This is a genomic window from Iodobacter ciconiae, assembly GCF_003952345.1.
Classification (GTDB): domain Bacteria; phylum Pseudomonadota; class Gammaproteobacteria; order Burkholderiales; family Chitinibacteraceae; genus Iodobacter; species Iodobacter ciconiae.
This window is the reverse complement of the sequence record NZ_CP034433.1, coordinates 263,524-284,536: the sequence shown is the minus strand read 5'-3', so window position 1 is coordinate 284,536 and position 21,013 is coordinate 263,524. Positions and strand designations below refer to the sequence as shown.

16 protein-coding genes are annotated in these 21,013 nt (G+C 50.9%); 6 read left to right on the top strand and 10 right to left on the bottom strand.

Going from position 1 to position 21,013, the window contains the following annotated elements; translation table 11 throughout:
* Positions 1–162 precede the first annotated feature (162 nt).
* From trmB to gmk, 6 genes are all read right to left on the bottom strand, one after another.
* Positions 163–843, bottom strand: a complete 681-nt coding sequence (gene trmB / locus EJO50_RS01195; RefSeq protein WP_125971195.1) for a tRNA (guanosine(46)-N7)-methyltransferase TrmB — start codon at positions 841–843, stop codon at positions 163–165.
* Positions 844–1,142: 299 nt separating this feature from the next.
* Positions 1,143–1,931: a thiazole synthase gene (locus EJO50_RS01190; RefSeq protein WP_125971194.1), complete on the bottom strand. Its 789-nt coding sequence runs from the start codon at positions 1,929–1,931 to the stop codon at positions 1,143–1,145.
* 65 nt (positions 1,932–1,996) lie between these two features.
* Positions 1,997–2,197: a sulfur carrier protein ThiS gene (gene thiS, locus EJO50_RS01185; RefSeq protein WP_125971193.1), complete on the bottom strand. Its 201-nt coding sequence runs from the start codon at positions 2,195–2,197 to the stop codon at positions 1,997–1,999.
* A gap of 32 nt (positions 2,198–2,229) precedes the next feature.
* The gene (locus tag EJO50_RS01180) at positions 2,230–4,419 is read right to left on the bottom strand and encodes a RelA/SpoT family protein (protein ID WP_125971192.1); all 2,190 of its coding nucleotides are present in this window, start codon (positions 4,417–4,419) and stop codon (positions 2,230–2,232) included.
* Between the two features lie 52 nt (positions 4,420–4,471).
* Positions 4,472–4,678, bottom strand: coding sequence for a DNA-directed RNA polymerase subunit omega (rpoZ, locus tag EJO50_RS01175; RefSeq protein WP_046351075.1), 207 nt, complete (start codon positions 4,676–4,678; stop codon positions 4,472–4,474).
* 174 nt (positions 4,679–4,852) lie between these two features.
* Entirely contained in the window at positions 4,853–5,470 is a 618-nt protein-coding gene (gmk, locus tag EJO50_RS01170) for a guanylate kinase (protein ID WP_125971191.1), read from the bottom strand.
* Between the two features lie 306 nt (positions 5,471–5,776).
* Here gmk and EJO50_RS01165 point away from each other — a divergent pair, with 306 nt between their 5' ends.
* The 3 genes from EJO50_RS01165 (at position 5,777) to EJO50_RS01155 (ending at position 12,032) form a co-directional block, all read left to right on the top strand.
* Positions 5,777–7,186, top strand: coding sequence for an efflux transporter outer membrane subunit (locus tag EJO50_RS01165; RefSeq protein ID WP_164521395.1), 1,410 nt, complete (start codon positions 5,777–5,779; stop codon positions 7,184–7,186).
* A gap of 187 nt (positions 7,187–7,373) precedes the next feature.
* On the top strand, positions 7,374–8,498 hold the full coding sequence (locus tag EJO50_RS01160) for an efflux RND transporter periplasmic adaptor subunit (protein WP_125971189.1): 1,125 nt from the start codon (positions 7,374–7,376) through the stop codon (positions 8,496–8,498).
* 483 nt (positions 8,499–8,981) lie between these two features.
* The gene (locus EJO50_RS01155) at positions 8,982–12,032 is read left to right on the top strand and encodes an efflux RND transporter permease subunit (protein ID WP_125971188.1); all 3,051 of its coding nucleotides are present in this window, start codon (positions 8,982–8,984) and stop codon (positions 12,030–12,032) included.
* A 214-nt stretch (positions 12,033–12,246) separates the two neighbouring features.
* Here the strand turns inward: EJO50_RS01155 and EJO50_RS01150 are convergent, their stop codons facing one another.
* The 4 genes from EJO50_RS01150 to hutW all read right to left on the bottom strand — a co-directional run bounded on the left by EJO50_RS01150 (position 12,247) and on the right by hutW (position 16,150).
* Entirely contained in the window at positions 12,247–13,020 is a 774-nt protein-coding gene (locus EJO50_RS01150) for a ChaN family lipoprotein (RefSeq protein ID WP_125971187.1), read from the bottom strand.
* A 170-nt stretch (positions 13,021–13,190) separates the two neighbouring features.
* Positions 13,191–13,838, bottom strand: a complete 648-nt coding sequence (locus EJO50_RS01145) for an NAD(P)-dependent oxidoreductase (protein WP_125971186.1) — start codon at positions 13,836–13,838, stop codon at positions 13,191–13,193.
* Between the two features lie 93 nt (positions 13,839–13,931).
* Positions 13,932–14,438, bottom strand: coding sequence for a heme utilization cystosolic carrier protein HutX (hutX, locus tag EJO50_RS01140; RefSeq protein WP_125971185.1), 507 nt, complete (start codon positions 14,436–14,438; stop codon positions 13,932–13,934).
* A 440-nt stretch (positions 14,439–14,878) separates the two neighbouring features.
* On the bottom strand, positions 14,879–16,150 hold the full coding sequence (hutW, locus tag EJO50_RS01135) for a heme anaerobic degradation radical SAM methyltransferase ChuW/HutW (protein WP_164521394.1): 1,272 nt from the start codon (positions 16,148–16,150) through the stop codon (positions 14,879–14,881).
* 518 nt (positions 16,151–16,668) lie between these two features.
* Here hutW and EJO50_RS01130 point away from each other — a divergent pair.
* From EJO50_RS01130 to EJO50_RS01120, 3 genes are all read left to right on the top strand, one after another.
* On the top strand, positions 16,669–18,804 hold the full coding sequence (locus EJO50_RS01130; protein ID WP_164521393.1) for a TonB-dependent hemoglobin/transferrin/lactoferrin family receptor: 2,136 nt from the start codon (positions 16,669–16,671) through the stop codon (positions 18,802–18,804).
* A 307-nt stretch (positions 18,805–19,111) separates the two neighbouring features.
* Positions 19,112–20,158 carry a hemin-degrading factor gene (locus EJO50_RS01125; RefSeq protein ID WP_125971182.1) on the top strand — a complete coding sequence of 349 codons (1,047 nt, stop codon included), beginning with the start codon at positions 19,112–19,114 and terminating at the stop codon, positions 20,156–20,158.
* Between the two features lie 4 nt (positions 20,159–20,162).
* Positions 20,163–20,969, top strand: coding sequence for a heme/hemin ABC transporter substrate-binding protein (locus EJO50_RS01120; RefSeq protein ID WP_125971181.1), 807 nt, complete (start codon positions 20,163–20,165; stop codon positions 20,967–20,969).
* The last annotated feature ends 44 nt before the right edge of the window (positions 20,970–21,013 follow it).

Here is a 21,013-nt window from a genome sequence, read left to right as displayed (position 1 = left end):
ACTATTAAGCGTAGAAAAAGAGGGAATATTGGGGAGCCACTTTTACCTTATCAACGTTAATCATATAACCGGGTAAAAACCACCTTATGCATATGAAATGATCAAGGTGGATTTCATCCACCCTGCAAATGCCTGAATCATCTCACCAGCTAAGAAAATAATTTAAATCTTACGGAACACCAAATCCCAAACACCATGACCAAGCTTGATACCACGGTTTTCAAACTTGGTCAGCGGGCGATAATCCGGGCGCTCGGCGTAGGTGTCTGCCGTATTTTTTAAACCAGGCTCATTGGATAAGACTTCCAGCATCTGGATCGCGTAATCTTCCCAATCAGTCGCCAAATGCACATAACCACCGCTTTTAATGCGTGAGCACAGTAGCTTCACTAAATCTGGCTGAATCAGGCGGCGCTTATTGTGGCGTTTTTTATGCCAGGGATCAGGGAAGAAAATATGCACGCCATCCAGGCTATCAGCGCCCAGCATTTTCTCCAGTACTTCAACTGCATCATGCTGCACAATGCGTACATTTTGCAGGCCCTGCTCCCCCAATAGTTTAAGCAAGCTCCCCACACCCGGCGTATGTACTTCCACCCCCAGATAATCCGTTTCTGGCTTATGCGTGGCAATTTCAGCCGTTGGACCGCCCATGCCAAAGCCAATTTCCAGAATTTTGGGGCCTGAGCGGCCAAATGCAGCATCCAGATCAATTAACCCAGGCTGATATTCAATACAAAACTTCTCGCCAAATTCAGCGATTGCACGCTCCTGGCCCGAGGATAAATGCCCTTGGCGCAGCACAAAGCTACGAATACGGCGCATATAATTTGGGTTTTCCATTTCTCAATTCCTTGCAAACAAAAACGCCGCATCGTGCGGCGTATTTTCTAATGAAAGCTATTTTTTTAATAAAACCAAAATCTTTAACCACGGAGAACACAGAGAAAACTGACTACACCTCATCAGCACACCCTGATTCACTTTCTTACCCTTGAGTACTTCAAAGAAGCTCAAAAACCACAGCAACGGCAATGCTCTCCAGACTCCAAAAGCAACAACTCAATTCAAAACTATTTTTCTCCGTGAAACTCCGTGTTCTCATTCACTCCGTGGTTCAAGATTTGGGTTTATTTATTTGTTTACTTCGCAGCAATCAAGCCAGAAACCGGTGAGCTTGGGTCTGCGGTATAAAGCTTTCTTGGGATACGGCCTGCTAAAAAGGCATCTCGCCCAGCCATCACTGCCAGCTTCATCGCCCTTGCCATCAGTACAGGATCTTTTGCCCCGGCAATCGCGGTGTTCATCAAAATGCCATCGCAACCTAATTCCATGGCAATTGCCGCATCGGACGCCGTACCTACGCCAGCATCGACCAGCACCGGCACTTTGGCCGATTCAATAATCAGGCGCAGATTCCACGGGTTTAAGATGCCCATGCCCGAGCCAATTAAAGATGCTAAAGGCATGATGGCACAACAGCCAATGTCTTCTAACTCTTTAGCTACAATCGGATCATCCGAAGTGTAAACCATCACATCGAAGCCTTCTTTAACCAGCGTTTCCGCCGCAATCAGCGTTTCGCGCACGTTGGGATACAGCGTATCAGCATCACCCAGCACTTCAAGTTTAACCAGCTTATGTCCATCAAGTAATTCACGCGCCAAGCGCAAAGTACGCACAGCATCGGTGGCGTTGTAACAGCCTGCTGTATTTGGCAAATAGGTAAATTGCGACGGCGGTAAAAAATCGAGTAAAGATGGCTGGCTCGCATCCTGCCCAATATTCACACGGCGAATCGCAACCGTAATAATTTCAGCGCCAGAGGCATCTACCGCTGCACGTGTTTCTCGGAAATCTTTATATTTACCAGTACCCACAATCAATCTTGATTGATAAACCTGGCCCGCAATTTGAAATTGATCCGACATATACGCCTCTTCTTGTTAGGATTTAGATCTTAACTAACAGCCAGCCCCTGACGCCTCATTCCTGATTAACCTCCGCCCACCGCCACAACCATTTCCAAAACGTCACCTTCGTTTAAAAACGTTGTGCCATGCTGGCTTTTAGGAACGATTTCACCATTTTGCTCGATAGCAATGCGTTTACCTTTAAGCTCAAGCAAATTAATCAAATCAAGCAGAGTGAGTGGTGCATCGAATTCGCGTGCTTCACCATTAATCGAAATATTCATATATTGTATTCGGCAGTTAAAAATAGACAGGGCTAAGTGCGCATTCTTTGAATACGGTACGCTGATGGCAATTGACGCAGGTTTTTCATAACCTTGGCCAGATGCGTGCGATTACTCACCTGCAGCGTAAACTGAATCTGCATATAGCGCTCGGAGAAACCCTCCGGCTCCTGAGTCGCCACCGCCGTAATATTCGCATCGGCATCGGCAATCGCCATAGCAATTGCTGCCAGAGTGCCTCTGTCGTTTTGCGCCAGAATGCGCACAGGCACATCAAACAGGCGATTCACATCGGCATCCCATTCCACATCAATCAGCTTCTCGCTATCGATACGGCCATGGGCAATTTGCGGGCAATCGTGAGTATGGATCACCAAGCCCTGGTCTTTTTTAACAAAGCCCAAAATGGGGTCCCCTGGAATCGGGTTGCAGCATCGCGCGCATTGAATCGCCATGCCTTCACTGCCACGCACAGCCACAGCAGCAGTTTTACGCCCGCCTGCTAATTCTTCCTGCCAGTTACCTGCCAATTGCAACAGGCGCTTGGCCACAACCATAGCCAGCCGTTTACCAAGGCCTAATTCGGCTTTCACTACTTCACGGGATTTTTCGCCATTTTCTTTTAGATAACGCTCCCATACATCGTCACTCACCAGCTGCAAAGGCTGATTTAAACTGGCAAAGCCCTGAGCCAATAAGCGGTCTCCCAGTAAGACGGACTCTTCAAAGCGCAGGCTTTTAAGAAAATGACGAATATGCGAGCGAGCCTTACCCGTAGTTACAAACGTTAGCCACGATGGGTTAGGACGCGCATGCACAGCAGAGACGATTTCTACCTGATCACCGTTTTTTAAGCGGGTACGTAATGGCACTAATTCATGATTAATTTTTGCAGCAATACAACTATCGCCAATATCCGAATGCACGGCATAGGCAAAATCAACGCAGCAGGAGCCTGCTGGCATATTAAAAATCTTGCCCTTAGGCGTAAAGACATATACCTGATCGGGGAATAAATCGACTTTAATATGCTCTAGAAACTCAACCGCATCACCTGATTCGGTTTGCATTTCCAATAAAGATTGCAGCCATTGATGAGTTTTTTTCTGTACATCAGAAAAACCTTCATCCCCGCTTTTATACATCCAGTGGCTGGCCACACCCGCATCGGCAATACGGTGCATATCGCCCGAGCGAATCTGGATCTCAATCGGCGTGCCATAGGGGCCAAATAGCGTGGTATGCAAGCTCTGATAGCCATTCGCTTTTGGAATCGCAATATAGTCTTTAAATTTACCAGGAATCGGCTTAAACAATGCGTGCAATGCGCCCAATGTGAGATAGCTGGTGGGCACATCTTTTACAATCACTCTAAATGCGTAGATATCCAGCACTTCAGAAAAACTAAGCTGCTTTTCCTGCATTTTTCGATAAATGCTATAGAGGTTTTTTTCGCGGCCCGTTACGCTGGCTTCAATTTTGGCCGCCGCCAGTTTATCCTTAATCGAATCTAATATCTTACCTACCACTTCGCGGCGATTACCCCGGGCAGCTTTTAATGCCTTGGATAAAACACCATAGCGATTAGGGTGCAGATATTTAAATGCCAGATCGTCTAATTCCTGATACGCACTATTGAGGCCAATCCGATTGGCAATTGGCGCGTAGATTTCCATCGTTTCACGGGCAATTCGCTTTTGCTTATCTGCCCGCATCGCATCCATGGTGCGCATATTGTGCAAACGATCAGCGAGCTTAATCAGCATTACGCGTAAATCGCGCGCCATCGCCAACAGCATTTTGCGAAAATTCTCGGCCTGTGCTTCTTCCTTACTTTGAAACTCTAGCTTGTCGATTTTGCTCATGCCATCGACCAGCTCGGCAACTGTTTTACCAAACTTTTCAGTTAACTCAAGTTTGGTAACACCGCTGTCTTCCATCACATCGTGCAGCAAAGCGCCAGCCAGCGCCTGAGCATCGAGCTTCCACTGGGTAAGAATAGTGGCTACGGCAAGAGGATGGGAAATATAAGGCTCGCCAGAGCGGCGGACCTGGCCCCGGTGCGAGGCATCAGCAAAGCAGAAAGCCGCAGCCAGAAACTGCCGGTCTTCCAGCTTTAAATAAGAGGCATTAAGGGAAAGAAAGCGATTAGCATCGGCGAACACATCCGGGGCGGTACTCGCCAATTCTGGTAAATCAATATCCGCCAGCAACATTTCCATAACAGGGCCCAAAATAAAACAGGCCCGGCAAACCTGCCGGGCCGCAAAAAGCTTAAGAGCGCTTAATCAGAATGTCGCGACTAACCAAACCTGCAGCTACTTCACGCAGTGCGAGTACAGTCGGCTTTTCACGGCCGTTGTGCTCAATCTGTGGAGTAGAACCATTGGCAATCTGACGAGCGCGATAAGCTGCTGCTAAAGTCAAATCAAAACGATTTTCGATGCGGTTGAGGCAATCGTCTACGGTAACTCGAGCCATGGCGTTGTCCCTGGAAATAATATGGATGATGCGCACAATCGTGCGACTAACCCTTGATTCTATCAGAAACCCATGCAATCGGTCAGCAACTTGGCCTGCCTGCTGCAAAAAATAAGTCATCAAGCCATCAAATAAGGCATATGACCAAGAAAGCACAAGCCGTCAGGCAATGACTCAGGAAGCTTTTAAGCTACTGATCAGTACTTGATGGCGCGTACTTTGGCAATGCAATTTAAGGCGTTCAGACCTTACAATACTTACAATATCACGCACAGCTTCATCAATATGCTCGTTCACAATCACATAATCAAATTCTTCAACATGGCTGATTTCTTCTTTTGCAACAGCCATCCGGCGCTCAATTACTTCATCGCTGTCTTTACCACGGTTTTTTAAACGCTGCTCTAAAATCTCTACCGAAGGTGGTAAAATAAACAAACCAATAGCTTGTGAAAACAAACGGCGAACCTGCGCTGCACCCTGCCAGTCGATTTCTAAAAGAATATCGCTGCCAGTATCAATAGCCTGATTAATCCATGTTTGCGAAGTGCCGTAATAATTACCATACACCTCGGCATGCTCCAGAAAATCACCGTTATGAATCATTTGCTCAAAGACTTCACGGCTTACAAAATGATAATCCTTCCCGTTTACTTCGCCTGGGCGCGCTGTGCGAGTGGTGAACGATACTGAAAGCTGTACATTTTGGTCTGCGGCAAGAAGCGCTGCGACCAGTGTGGTTTTCCCGGCACCCGAAGGCGCAGTCACCACAAAAAGATTACCTTTTGCCATCGAACAAATCCTGTAATAAAACTACACGAAGATTAGCATTAGACGCCAAATCAGGCGAGCGCTTGCCACATATTAAATTCATCATCCGGGGCGAAACGAGACGTTCGCCAGTTAATTAGAACATAAAGCGCTCAAATTGGACGTAATAATATTTCTTAGTTAGTAAGAATAAAAATACCAAGAACAAAATTCAAACCGTTGTTGCCTGACATAAGCGACTCCTTTAGCATACGGCCACGCATAAACCATACCAAAAAATAGATCCCGCCAACCACCCGCTACCTGAGGTTTTGTATGCTGTCTGCATTGCCCCGTCAAATAATCAGGCAACTACACTGGATAGCCAGCCTTAGCCTGCTTGCTGGCTGCGCAGTCAATATTCCCAAGCCTTCTTCCGAAGAATTGGCACCGGCAGCAAGCGAATGGAATGCCCCCAGGCAAAGCCAGCTATCCGTGCAAAATAACTGGGCAAGCTGGCAAGATGCAAGCCTGAATACTTTACTTGATCACACGCTCTCCAGTCACCCTAATATGGCTCAGGCCAAAGCTAAAATTATCGAAGCACGAGCGGAAGCCGCCGCCATCGGCGCACATCTCTGGCCCAATATCAGCGCCACTGCAGGCTATAGCCGCAGCATGAACACACTACCACAAAAAGAATCGGCCAAAAACTCAGCCAATGCAGGGCTTGATGCGCGCTGGGAACTCGATCTCTGGGGCGGTATTGCCGCAGCCCGGCAAGGGGTCTATGCCAACCTGAGCAGTAATGAAAATGCCTACGAGCTGGCTGCTGCCAGCCTTGCTGCAGAAGTGGCAAATACTTTAACTGCTTACCGGGCCTGCAAAGGGCAAGAGGCTATATCCACGCGTATTTTACAATCTCAGATGCTCAGCGCCAGATTAATGCACAGCAAGCTGGATGTGGGCCTTGCCAGCGTTACGGATGCTGCCAAAAGTGATCATGAAGAAGCCGAAGCCAGCTTTCAGGCCAGCGATATCAGTACCCAGTGTGGCGTAACTCTTAAAGCACTCGTGGCCTTGACAGGCATGAAAGAGGATACCCTTAAAACCATGCTTGCCCCCGAGGCAGGCATGATGCCCAGCCGCCCTGCACTATCAATCAAAAGCATTCCGGCCGAAGTACTCGCCGATCGCCCCGATATTAAAAATGCCGCCTTATTGCTGGAAACAGCCGCAACAGAAGTGGCGGTAAAAGAAGTCGCCCGTTATCCATCAGCCTCCTTACTCGGCATGATTTGTGTGGGCTGCCAGCTTAGCGATGGCCTTAGTCTGGGTAGCCGCAATTGGTCATTTGGCATCAATTTTAATATCCCCGTGTTTAATGCGGGTGAGCTTAGCGCCAAGCAGGACGCCGCTATAGCACGCTATCAGCAAGCAATTCATAGCTATCAGCAGCAGGCTCGGCTGGCTGTGCGTGAAATCGAAGAAAACATGCTGCGCCTGGACGACAGCCAGCGCCGTACCCAGGTGCTGAAGCGCCAGCTCAACCTTGCCCGTGTTCAGCTCAAAGCCAGCCAGGCACTCTATAAAGCAGGCAGCGCCAGCCAGCTGCAAGTAGCAGAAATAGAACGTTACGAACTCGCAGCCCAAAACCGCCTGCTTACCCTGCAAAGAGAACAAAGTGCCAACTGGATTGCACTTTACAAAGCACTAGGCGGAAAAGCGCCAAATATTGAAAAACAAAATGATCTGTAAACACAGAAAACAGGTAAGAACACAAAGCACACCGAGAAAACCCAGAGAGCAACTTTTATGGGGTATGTAAGCCGTTTTGCCCTCTATGACCCCGCGTGCGATACAAAGCATCGTTCAGCAAATAGCTTATGCAAAACAAAAGACAACGAATACATCACCATGCCCCCGGTAAACTGGAGCTGTACCTATGCGTGTCCTCAAGCAACACCCCAAGCAGGCTGCGATCTGCGCCTGCCTTGTGCTATGCGGTGCGATCGCACTCATTGCCATACCCAAAAGCATTGCCAAAGCACCAAAATCCCCCGAAACCCCTCGTCCTGCAATGACCGTAACAGTGATTTCACCTGTCAAACAAATATGGCCGGTGGTGATTGAAGCCAATGGCAATATTGAAGCGTGGCAAGAATCCCTGATTGGTGCAGAAATTGGCGGCTATGCACTGACCCAGGTACAAGCGCAAGTCGGTGATGAAGTAAAACGGGGCCAGATATTGGCACAATTTGCCGGTGACACGCTCAAGATAGAGCTGGCTCAGCAGCAAGCCGCCCTTGCAGAAGCAGAAGCAGCCTGGAGCGAAGCCTCGGATAACGCCGGGCGCATCCGTAAACTCGGCGATATTGAAAATGGGAACGGCGCACTTAGCAGCCAGCAAATAAAGCAATCGGCTTTACAAGAACAAGCCGCAGCAGCACGCCTGCAAGCCGCCAAAGCCCGCCTTGCCACACAGCAATTACGCATCAAACAAAGCCAGGTTACTGCCCCCGATGACGGAGTGATCTCTGCCCGCAGCGCCACCGTGGGAGCCGTTGTACAGCCGGGGCAGGAGTTATTTAAGTTAATCCGGCAAAGCCGCCTGGAATGGCGTGCCGAAATCAGCGCCATGGATGCCGCGCGCATCAAAAGCGGCCAGCAAGTCAGTATCACCCTGCCTAATGGCCAGCAGGTAAATGGCAAAGTACGTAAAGCCGCCCCTACCGTTGATGCCCACACACGCAATTTACTGGTTTACGTAGATATACAAAATGCTTCTCTTGATACAGCCAAACCCGGCATGTTTGCCAAAGGATCATTACAAACCGGCCAGGGCGAAGTGCTGACCCTGCCTGGCAGCAGCGTCGTGATGCGTGACGGCTTTGCCCACGTATTTTTACTGGGAGCCAATAACAAAGTCAAAATGCAGCGCATCACATTAGGCCGCCAGGATAAGCAAAGCGTAGCCATCAACGGCATCACCAGAGACGCCCAAATCATCGCCAGCGGCGCAGGATTTTTAGCCGATGGTGATGTGGTGAAAGTGGTGGCAGCTAAATAACAAAACCCAAACCTTGAAACACGGCGACCACAGAGAACACGGAGAAAACCATTTTGAATTGAGCCATTTATTGGGTTTTGAGTCGTTTCAACCTCAACAAAATAAATTTATATCGCAACTCATAGCACGGGGCTTAAATCCCCCCTGAAGCACGCCGAAGCGAGGAATAAGCAGCTCGTGGTTTCGGAAAAGGGGTAACGGGCTTGCTCCCGAGCAGCCTTTTTCGCCGAGCCGATTATCCGCAGTGAAGGGCCTTCGTGCTTTTGAGGTTGCGGTTTTGCTTCCTTTCCTGGCCGTTCAAGAAAGGGATTCCCCCGCAGGGATACCGCATAAATCAACGTGCCGAAGGCACTAAAAAGATCTTTTTGACTTTGATTAGCCTGTACGGAAAGCAAGCCGCGGGCAATACAAAAAATACGCGGGTTTCACCCGCCCTACAAAAACACATAGCAATCCCCTAAGCCACGCCCTTAAGGATAAGTAATGAATTTTTCTGCCTGGTCGATCAGAAACCCCATTCCGGTCATTATGCTATTTGTCTTATTATCTCTGGCCGGTCTGCTGTCTTTTCAAAGTATGAAGGTGCAGGACTTCCCGGATATTGAGCTGCCCATGGTCACGGTCACGGCCATGCAACCGGGAGCCGCCCCTGCCCAGCTGGAAAGTGAAGTATCCAGAAAGCTTGAAAATGCCGTCTCTGCGCTACAGGGCGTAAAACACGTTTATAGCCAGATTCAGGATGGCAGCGTGATGTTGACAATTGAATTTGTGCTGGAAAAACCCGTCAACGAAGCAGTAGAGGACGTACGCAACGCCATCAGCGGCGTGCGCGGAGATCTGCCCAGCGATCTGAAAGACCCGATTATTGGTAAAGTGGAGTTCTCTGGTGTGCCATTTCTAGTCTTTACTGTGGCATCCAGCACCCTTGGAGAAGAAGCACTTTCCTGGCTGGTCGATCATAAAATCAGTAAGGAAATCCGTGCAGTTTCCGGTGTGGGTAAATTTGCTCGTGTAGGCGGAATTAACAGAGAAATTCGGATAGAAATCGACCCTGTACGGCTGGCAGCCCTGGGAGTCAGTGCTGCTGATGTCTCGCGCAGCCTTGCACAAACCCAGCGCGATGCTTCGGGCGGGCGCAGTGATTTAATCGGCAGCGAACAAGCCATTCGCACCTTGTCTACCGTACAAAGCGCGGGCGAGCTGGGACAGATGACACTGCCACTGAACGATGGCCGCAGCATCCGCCTTAACCAGATAGCCACAATTACAGATACCACCGCCGAACGCCGCTCGATTGCCCTGCTAGATGGCAAGCCCGTAGTCGGCTTTGAAATCAGCCGTTCACGCGGAGCCAGTGAGCTCGAAGTCGCTGCAGGTATTCGTGACGCACTGGAAAAAATCAAGACCACCAATGCCGGGCTCTCCGTTACCGAAGCCTACAATATGGCCGAGCCCGTGCAAGAGTCCTTTAACGGGTCAATGAAGCTGCTATGGGAAGGCGCATTGCTGGCTGTATTGGTGGTCTGGTGGTTTTTACGCGACTGGCGTGCCACTCTGGTTTCTGCCGCCGCCCTGCCTCTGTCTATTTTACCTGCCTTCATTGGTATGGCTTATCTGGGCTTCAGCCTGAACACGGTCACGCTGCTGTCTTTGGCGCTGGTCGTCGGGATTTTGGTAGATGATGCGATTGTCGAAATCGAAAACATCGTACGCCATTTACGCATGGGTAAATCGCCATACCAAGCTGCCATGGAAGCGGCTGATGAGATTGGTCTGGCCGTAATCGCTACCACGTTTGCACTGGTAGCCGTATTTTTACCGACTGCTTTTATGGCCGGCATTCCTGGAAAATTCTTTAAGCAATTTGGCTGGACGGCCGCGCTGGCTGTTATGGCCTCACTAATTGTGGCGCGCTTACTCACGCCCATGATGGCTGCCTATATTCTAAAGCCCATCACTCACACACAAAAAGACGGCCGCATCATGCAGGCCTATTTAAAGCTGGCACGCTGGTGCCTGGAGCATCGCAAGCTCACCGCGCTGTTCTCACTGCTGTTTTTTATCGGCTCACTGATGCTGGTGCCGCTGCTGCCCACCGGCTTTATTCCGCCCGATGATCGCTCGCAAACGCTAGTCAAAATTGAATTACCTCCCGGCACTACACTTGAAGAAACCAGCCGTGTTGCCGAACGTGCCCGCGTTTTACTTAACAGTGAAAAATCCATTACCCGTATCTATACCGCCATTGGCAGCGGTGGAGCTGGAGCAGATCCCATGGCGGCAGGTGGCATCACTGAAGTGAACAAAGCCACCCTCACCCTCACTTTAAGCAAACGCACAACACGGGACAAAAAAACCATCATCGAATCCCGTTTACGTAATTTGCTTAAAGATATTCCCGGCGTGCGCCTGAGCGTAGGGCTGGGTGGCTCCGGGGAGAAATTCCAGCTCATCTTACTGGGTGATGACCCTGCAGCCCTGGTGGCCACCGCCCAAAATATAGAACGCGATCTGCGCACCCTGCAAGGCGTAGGAGCAGTTACATCAAGCGCCAGTCTGGTGCGCCCCGAAGTCACCATCCGCCCGGATCTGGCCCGTGCGGCAGATTTGGGCGTCAGCATGACCAGTATATCCGACACCATTCGCATCTCTACCGTCGGTGATTTTGATACCCAGGTGGCTAAACTCAATCTGCCCGAGCGACAAATCCCCATCGTGGTGCGGCTGCCTGATAGCACACGTAAAGATTTGGAGCAAATCAGGCAGCTCAAGGTACCGGGTAAAAACGGCGATGTCATGCTGGGCGAAGTAGCCAGCGTCGAGCTGTCCTCCGGCCCCAGCCAGATCGATCGCTATGACAGAGCAAGGGATGTGATTTTTGATATCGAGCTTAACGGGCGCCCGCTAGGAGATGTCAGTGCCGAAGTCGATCAGCTGCCCAGCCTGCTGCAACTCCCCAAGGGCGTAGAGCGTGCCGAATTTGGTGATGCAGAAGAAATGAAAAAACTCTTTGCCAGTTTCGGTATTGCCATGCTCACCGGCGTGCTGTGCATTTATATGGTGCTGGTGCTGCTATTTAAGGATTTTATGCAGCCCGTCACCATTCTGGCAGCCTTGCCTTTATCTATTGGCGGCGCATTTTTGGCGCTGCTGATTGCACAAAGCTCGTTTTCCATGCCCACGCTGATTGGCCTGATTATGCTGATGGGCATTGCCACCAAGAATTCCATCTTACTGGTGGAATACGCCATCGTGGCCCGCAGGATCGGCATGAGCCGCTTTGACGCACTGATGGACGCCGGCCTGAAACGCGCCCGCCCCATCGTGATGACCACTATCGCTATGGGAGCGGGCATGTTGCCAATTGCTCTGGGTATCGGCATCGACCCAAGTTTCAGATCCCCAATGGCCATTGCCGTCATTGGCGGGCTGATCACCTCTACCCTGCTCAGCCTTCTCGTGGTGCCAGTCGTATTTACCTTTGTGGATGATTTTGCGCAGTGGCTGATAAAAAAACTAAATAAAGCGACATAAAACCAGCAAGCCGCACCCGGGAGAGAGCCAATTAATCATCGGCTGCCCGCCCTTTAAATAGCCCTATCCCCTTTGCCCGTCAGGGAAGGGGGATAGGATCGTGAACAGGCTATTTCGGCTGGCAACGCATTACTGCTACTCCCTGTTCATCAATGGGGCTCTACCCCGCAGCAGATGCAATTGCAAAATATGCTGGTGGCCCAGCCCATGGTTGTTATAAACCTGCACATGGGTCTGCTCTGTTGGCAGGTGCAATCAATTGCTCCTTATCAAACGCCCCTTTATTGCTGTTTTCAACAAAGCCCATCGATAAAGCATCAGGCAGCCATAGCGGTACGCCCCAATCGCGCCGTACATGTCCATTACCCGCAAGCAGCACCACGCCCCTTGCATGATAGGGTTTCATCACTTTTGCCATCACTGCATCACGGGCGATTTGTGCCAGCGCCATGCCATCAAGCAAGTTTTCCGGCAGCTTATTGCAATGCCCCACGCGTACTTCTTCACGCTGGGCGGCCAGCAAACCCGCCGGCAGAGGCTGAGCAAGGCCCATCTCTTCTGCATTAGCGAGTGCAGCAAGGCCGGATTTTACAACTCTGGATGCATCCTGACGCGATAAATTGGCCGCAATAATCGGTAAACCATAATGCATGGCCAGCATAATCACGGGCCGGTACAGGGGCCAATCCCAGCGTTTTCCACCTACCTTCTGAATTAAGTAATCAGGGTTATCCGGCTGCTCCAGCCGCGCCTGATCTAAGTCGGCCTGGCGCTCCACATCAAACTGCTCCATGGCAATCGCCGGACGCCAGCCCGCTTTCACAGCTTTCTCTAAAACCTGAAAACGGGCCCGATGGCCCAGAGCGTTATCATGCACTTCGCCCATCAGCACATAAGATTTACCGGCAAAAGGCGTACCGGCCGGGCTGCTGGCGCATGCGCTTAAAACAAGCACCGCACAGAGAGCAATAAGAATTTTTGTATACATAAAGTGCCTTAGCAAAAGTCAAGAATTATTCAAATAAGAAAAGCACAGGCTTCAAATAAAGCACTGTGCTTATACCACTTGATTCAAAGCCTGTTTTTCTCCGCAAACCTTCGTATTCCCCGAAGCCTTCCTAGTTCAGGATTCGGGGTTTGCTGCCTGGCATCAAAGTTTCATGCAGGATCTGCCGGCCCCAGAATCGTCCACGCTTTATAAAGGCGCTCATCTTCGACAAAGATGTCCAGCATGGCACTGGCCACATCGGCTCTTGGCAAATAATTGCCTGCATCATCACGCTCCGCCAGAACCCGATACCGGCCGGTGGCAGACTGATGGTTTAAACCTGCGGGCCTTGCAACCATCCAGCGTAAAGCACTTTGAGCCAGGCGCTGCTCGGCCTGATTTTTAGCCTGAATGGCCTCGCCCAGCATGCGCCTGGCCCCTTCAGCCAAAGTATCCCACTGATCACCGCAGCCTAGAGATGTACCAAGCAAAAACCGTGTTTGAGGGGCCTCCGCTTCCAAAGCCTCGATCACATTTAGATTGCCCACGGCATCAACCCGCCGCCCTGCTGCATTTTTACCGCCCAGAACACTGATCACCCGTTTTGCCCCGGCCTGTCTGATGGCTGCCATGCAATCATCTAGGTTAAAAGCATCACCGCCAATCAATGTAACACCCAGCCCACTTAAAGCTGCAGTGTCACTTTCTGCTCTGACCATCGCAGCCACTTTTTCACCGCGCACAACGCAGGCCTTTGCCAGACAAAGCCCCAGCCCGCGGCTGGCACCAAAGATCAGTACATCATGCATATCTGCCATTATGTGCCCTATAAAAGTTATAAATAACAATCATTTAAACACCATTACACGCCCTTGCTTTCCGGTGGCCCTAATAGTGTGTTTCCTGTTTTTTTACCCGAAGGTAGCTGCATCTGAGGCAAAAAAACGATGCAGCGCCTCAAGCTGGCTGCCGGAAATTTCCCCCTTACTGTCTCGGCCTAAAAACACCTTAAACATCACGCCGCCCTCATGATTGGTAAACAGCACAGAGGCCGTATCCCTGCCCATAAAGGGGCGCTCTACCGCGTAAATTGCACCGCAATTACCCACCCTTAAATGCCCGTGCAAGCCTGTTGGCCCCGGTAAATTAAAAAACCCATGACTGAACTCCCCCGCAGGAATGGGCCCTGTGAATTCCATAATTACGTCGCTGCTGTGCATAATCACCGTCACATCGCCCCAGCTAGCCATTTCCAGCAATAACTCAGCCATTTTTTCACCAGCAAGACGCTGCCACATTGCAGCGGGCAGGCATTCAATCACCTCATTCATAGGCAGAGCAGCGGAGGCAGCTAAGCCTTCCAGCACCACGCCAGGATTTTTACTAAGACGTTCACGTAAGGATTGAGTGTTGTTCATATTTTTTTCCAAAAAGTTAACTAATTTTTATGCCGAAAAACCCAGATCTTGAAACACAGAGGTCACAGAGAACACAGAGTTTCACGGAGAAAAAAACGCATTAATTAAGTGTTCCCAATAAGCTTTTAAGTATTTTCAACACCAATAATCTGGGCATCTATCGCTACTCTCGGCAGGGGGCTTTTTAAAGTCCCCTTGAAGCACACCGAAGCGAGGAATAAGCGGCTCGGGGTTTCGAAAAAGGGGTAGCGGGCTTGCTCCCGAGCAGCCTTTTTCGCCGAGCCGATTATCCGCAGTGAGGGGCTTTCGTGCTTTTGGGGTTGCGGTTTTGCTTACTTTCTTGGCCGTTCAAGAAAGTGAGTCCCCAGCGGGGAATTACCGCACCAAAATCACCGTGCCGAAGACACTAATAAAACGACTACTGCCATAGCAGTAACTCATCAAGCCGCATCCACCAAAGCTCGCGCCATGCTTGGGGCCCAGAATCGGGCCAGTGGGGTAATACTCCACAGTGAATCTTTAAATTGAGTAATCAAGCCCTGCTGCTGCCAGTTTTGTAGTAATGGCAGGCAAGCGGCAGGCAGAAGGGATGCGTCAATCCGACCTATTTCGATACTGCCTTGCAAAGCCGCAACCCAGTGCTGGCTTGGGTCGGCCCTGGAAACGCGGGCGATGGCGGGCGCTCTAGCATTCAGATAGCGCTCTAAATCTGCTTCAATTGCATAGGCATATCCCGCATGGCTGCCGCCTGCGCCAGAGCCAAAGGCCAGGCAGCTATGACCTGATTTAATGGCCAGGTTATAGCGATTACGCTCGCGTCCTTGCCCGGAACCAAAGTGACTATTCGAGAGCTGCTGCCAGCCTGCGGCGGCCAAACGATCCAGCGCCATTTGGTAAAAACCCAGCTGCACGGGCAGATCGCTCATAGGCGGGAATACGCCTTTTTCCAGCATGCGCTGGATGGGCAGGCCCGGAAACAGATTAAAGGCATACACATCAATACCATCCAGACCCAGGCCCAGCGCGACATCCAGATCATTTGCCCAGATGGCTTCATCCTGCCCCGGCAGACCAAACATGAGATCAGCCACCACCACAGCCTCTTGCCCACCCGCCAGCGCAGCCAGATAGGCGGCGGCTTCTTCACCGCCATGCTTGCGCCCTAAATGGCGGCGTAGCGGGGTATGGAAAGTTTGCACGCCAATCGAGAAACGATTAGCCCCGGCTTCCAGACAAGCGTCGATTTTGGCGCGGTCAAAATGGGATATCCGCCCTTCTACGGTGATTTCGCAATCGTCTGTCAGCGGCAAATAGTGTTGCAAAGCACGCAGCAAACGCGCCAGATCCGGCCCGGATAACGCAGTGGGTGTTCCCCCGCCCAGATACACCGCAGCAATAGAGCCGCCCGCCACCCGGTTGGCGGCCGCATGCTGCAACTCTGCAATCAGGCGGTCTACATAGGGTGTGCCGTGTTCTTCTTTCCATGCGTTTTTATAAAAGCCACAGAATACGCAACGATTGGCACAAAAAGGGATGTGCACATAGGCCAATGAATCATTGGCTAAAGGGGTTTGATTAATGTTCTGCCAGGCAGTAGGCCAGGCGTGCGCTTCCAGGGGCTCTTGCCCCCAAAAAGGCATAAGTGCACGGCGCTGGGAAAAAGCGGAGGCAATAGTCCGCGATGTGTTGGGCTCTAGCAAAATGGGTTGCAATGGAATGTCCTTGTTCAACAAACGATAATGATTATCGTTTATAACAAAGCCAAGGCCTATATCATTTTAAATAAAAATGATATAGATCAAATTTTGCAATGCCAAAGGCATATTTATTCGTGAGGAAAATCCAGCAAAAACTTTCGCTCTATTGATATATTCATGAAAGAGAACCTGAATTTATTCCAGATGTATTTTATGTATTTAAGCTTCTACGAATCATTTTTATCATTAAAAACAAGCCATTGTCATTAATCAAAACACACCTCACATTTTAGTTACTCGTCAAAGTCTTGCAGGCATTCAAAACCAGTAAGAAAGCAAATTCTCTAAACCACACGTAGCAGTTCAATTTTTACATAAATTGAAAGCATTTTAAAAAAATAGGTTGATAATGAGAATAGTTATCGATACGATATAAAAAAGCTACCTTCACACGACATTGTTTTTAACCGCTCTTGCAGCACATGCCAACGTTAACCGCAGCGAGTAAACAGTGGCACTTATCAGGAACCAGTATGCAGCGCAGCCCCAACACCATCGTACTTACTCTTTTAGCCGCCTCTTTACAAAGTGCATTTGCTGCTGAGTATGCCTCTGCACCCACCGCACAGCTTGAGGCTGTCGTTGTTACCGCAACACGTACCGATAAAAAACTTGATGAATTGCCGCCTTCAGTCAGCAGCACCGGCCGCTCTGGACTGGATCAAAGCTTTATCAAAAATTACCGCGATTTAAACAGGACCGAGCCGGGCATCCATATCCGCCGTGATAGCCGTTATGGTTTATCCAGCGTGAATGTACGTGGTCTGGAAGGCAACCGTGTGCTGATGCTGGTCGATGGCATTCGCCTGCCTGATGCTTTTTCTTTCGGAGCCTATCTGAACAGCGGTCGCGATCAGGTTGATTTCAGCCAGCTCAGTGCCATCGAAGTAGTACGTGGCCCTTCATCCACCCTTTACGGCTCGGATGCATTAGGCGGTGTTGTGGGCCTACGTACCACCTCGCCAGGCGATTTACTCCGAGGCCAGAGCAATTTTGCCGGCCAGATTAAAGCAGATTATGACAGCAGTGACCGGGGCATGAGCGTACAGGCCGCTGTGGCAGGGGCATTCAATCAGGATACTTTCTGGCTATTGCAAGCGGCCCAGCGCCAAGGGCATGAGCTCGAGAGCAAGGGCACAGTCGATACTCAGAATTACCATCGCACCAAAGCCAATCCGCAAGACACAAATAAGCGCAGTGTGCTGGCAAAAGTAGAACACTACTTTGAAAACGGCCATAAGCTGGGGCTGGCGGCAGAAAATTATCGCAGCGAAGTTGATACGGCCATTTACACCGACATCAGTGCTCCGATGACGCCCTCCATTCTCGCCAGCCAGGCCAATGATGTCCAGAGCCGCAGCCGGGTTTCACTTGATTACAGTTACATCGCACCCGCACAAGACTTGATTGATGCAGCCCAAGCCAAACTTTATTACCAGACCCAGAATAATGAGCAATCCACCGCACAGCAGCGGCGCAATGTAACTGGCTGGCAGCGTTTATCTCTTTATGATCAGGACATGGTGGGGCTGTCGGGCCTGATCGAAAAACGTATTGCAGGCCCTGTCAGCCAGCATTGGACCATTGGCGGAGAATGGCTGCAAAACGATTTGGCTGCGCTGCGCACCGGCAGCATCAGCCCGGTACGTGATGTCCCCAAAACCCAAACCACACAGTGGGGTATTTATGCCCAGAATGAATTGGGCTGGGATGAAGGACGCTTTTTACTAACACCGTCGCTGCGCTATGACGCATTTAAACTGCGCCCAGAACCCGATGCAGCATTTATCAGCCAGGGCGGCAAAGCCGTTGCCCTAGATGACGCCAAAGTATCGCCCAAGCTGGCTGCCAGCTGGAAAATTGCCGAACAAGTCACCCTGTTTGGCCAATACAGCGAAGGCTTTCGTGCTCCAAGTGCAATGGAGCTAAATAGTAGCTATATCTCACCGATGGGCTACGCTGCCATTCCTAATCCTGACCTGAAACCAGAAACCAGCCGTGGTATTGAATTGGGCGCTCGCCTGGGTAACAACGCTTTAGGTGGAAGCTTTACCGCATTTGATAACCGCTACAAAGATTTTATCGAGCAAATCAGCATCGCCTGCCCCGGCAACCCTATGTGCGTACCGGGCACCAGTATCACCTATCAAAACCAGAACCAGAGCCGCGTGCGCATTTATGGCGCAGAGGCCCGTGCCCACTGGCAAATCAGCAGCACCTGGCGCACCTGGAGCAATATGGCCTGGGCAGTGGGCCGCAATGAAAATACCGATAAACCACTCGATAGCGTTGCACCACTCAAAGCGGTATTCGGCCTTGAATACAGCAAAGAGCAATGGGGCGGCAACGCACTACTCACCGCAGCCAGTGCCAAAACTCGCACATCCCAGGCCAGCTACTTTAAAACACCGGGCTACGGCATCGTCGATTTAGCGCTCTGGTGGAGCCCGGTCAAAGACCTGAAACTGTCCGGCGGCCTGTTTAATATTGGTGATCAAAAATACTGGATCGACAGCGATGTACGCTCTTTAGAGGCCAGTAACAGCGTACTGGACCGCTACACCCAACCAGGCCGCAATGTGAAGATATCAGCAGATTGGCGGTTTTAAGGATTAAAAAATATGACGCAACAAAACCCGAATCTTGAAGCACGCCAAAGCGAGGAGCAAGCGGAGCGGGGTTTCGTCAATTCGTGTTTGAGCGAAGCGAATTGACACAACGCAGCTATCCGCAGTGAGAGGTTTCATGCTTCGTAAGGTTCCAGGATTCCTAGCGAAGCAAGAAAGTGAGGCCCGCACAGGGGACTCCCGCACCTAAGCCCCTGCCAAAGGCACTAAATAGTGCCTTTTGACCTTAGTTATTGCACATAAAGTGCACCCACCCAAAGCAATCTCAACCGATCAATAAGGACACACCATGCACGCACTCTCTCCCCAGGAAGGCATCGCCGTACTAAAAGCCAAGTACGAAGCACTGGCCACTGCCGAGCCAAAACTTCGCGCCCGCGATCGCGCGGCCCGCCTGCAAGTATCCGAAGCCGAGCTGGTTGCAGCGCAATGCGGCGTAGAAGCCATTGCACTTAATGGCACGCCGCAGGAGATTTTTATCCAGCTGCAAAACCTGGGCGAAGTGATGGTGCTCAGCCGCAATGACTGGTGTGTACACGAGCGTCATGGCCGCTATGAGGAAATCCACGCCAATGGCCCGGTTGGCATGGTACTGGGTAAAGATATCGATCTGCGGATGTTTTTTAGCTACTGGAAACACGCTTTTGCCGTCAACGAAAACGGCCGGCGCAGTGTGCAGTTTTTTGATGGCGCTGGCGAGGCGATTCATAAAGTTTACCTAACCGAAAAAAGTGACGCTGCCGCTTTTGAGGCCTTTGTCAGCCAGCTTGCTGCCACTGGAATCCCGGCCATTCATGCCGAAGCTTACCCCAGCGACACCACACGCGGCGATTGTCAGGATAAGACAGCCTTGCGCGAACACTGGCTTAGCCTGACCGATACCCACGGCTTTTTCCCCATGCTGGGCAAGCATAAAGTCACCCGCCTTGCTGCCTTAAAAGCAGCAGGTGATGATCTGGCACAGCGCGTGGCGATAGATGCTACCGAAATCATGCTACACCGCGCTGCAACAGAAAAAATGCCAATCATGTGCTTTGTCAGCAACCGTGGCATGGTGCAGATTCACTCTGGCCCGGTGGAAAAACTGCTGCGTACCGGCCCCTGGTTCAATATTCTGGACCCGATGTTTAATCTGCACCTCAACACCAGCGCCATTAGCGAGTGCTGGGTGGTGAACAAGCCCACCAGCGACGGCTGGGTAACATCCTTGGAAGTGTATGCAGCAGGGGGCGAATTAATTGTGCAATTCTTTGGTGTAAGAAAACCGGGCGAGCCTGAGTTGCCAGCATGGCGCAAGCTGATGTGTGATCTTTGCAATACCCCGCTGGCAGGCTGACCCCATGAAAAAATGGTTTATTGCATCTGTTTTGCTGACACTGCTTCATCCGGTCCTGGCAGCTGCACCTAAAAAAATCGTCACGCTGGGCGGATCACTCACCGAAATCGTTTACGCACTGAATGCTGAAGCGCACTTGGTGGCGGTTGATCAATCCAGCATCTACCCGCCTGCAGCCAGTAAATTGCCCAAAGTGGGTTACTACCGCGCGTTTTCGGTGGAAGGCGTGCTGTCGCAAAAGCCCGATCTGATTCTGGCATCCGATCAGGCTGGCCCGCCAGAAGCCCTGGCAAAGCTGCAACGCACCGGTGTGCCTGTGATTGTTTTACCGAGTGCACCTAATCTGGCAGCGCTGGAAAAGCGCATCAGCGGTATCGCCAGCGTTTTGCAGGAAGAGGAAAAAGGCAAAAGCATGATCGCCAACCTCAAACGTGAGGTGACCCCCGCCCCGGCCAGCCATACCCGCGCCCTGCTCCTGATCAGCCGCAGCGGCAGCCCGGAAGGCGCTGGCAATGAAACCACTGCCGATGCCATCCTGAAACTAGCAGGCTTACGCAATGTACTGGCCAAACAAAACGGCTATAAACCGCTCTCCATGGAAAGCATTGCTGCGCTGCAGCCGGATGTGATTGTGCTCTCCACCATGTCGATCCAGAACCTGGGTGGCATGGAGAAAGTACTCGCCATGCCTGGGCTGGCACAAACACCTGCCGCCAAAAACAAAAAAATTGTAGTGATGGACGATTTACTGTTGCTCGGCTTTGGCCCCCGTTTGCCGGAAGCTTTGCAACAGCTAAAACAAGTTAGGTAAGCAATCATCAGCGGATGCAAACCCTGCATCTGCTGCTTTTAAAA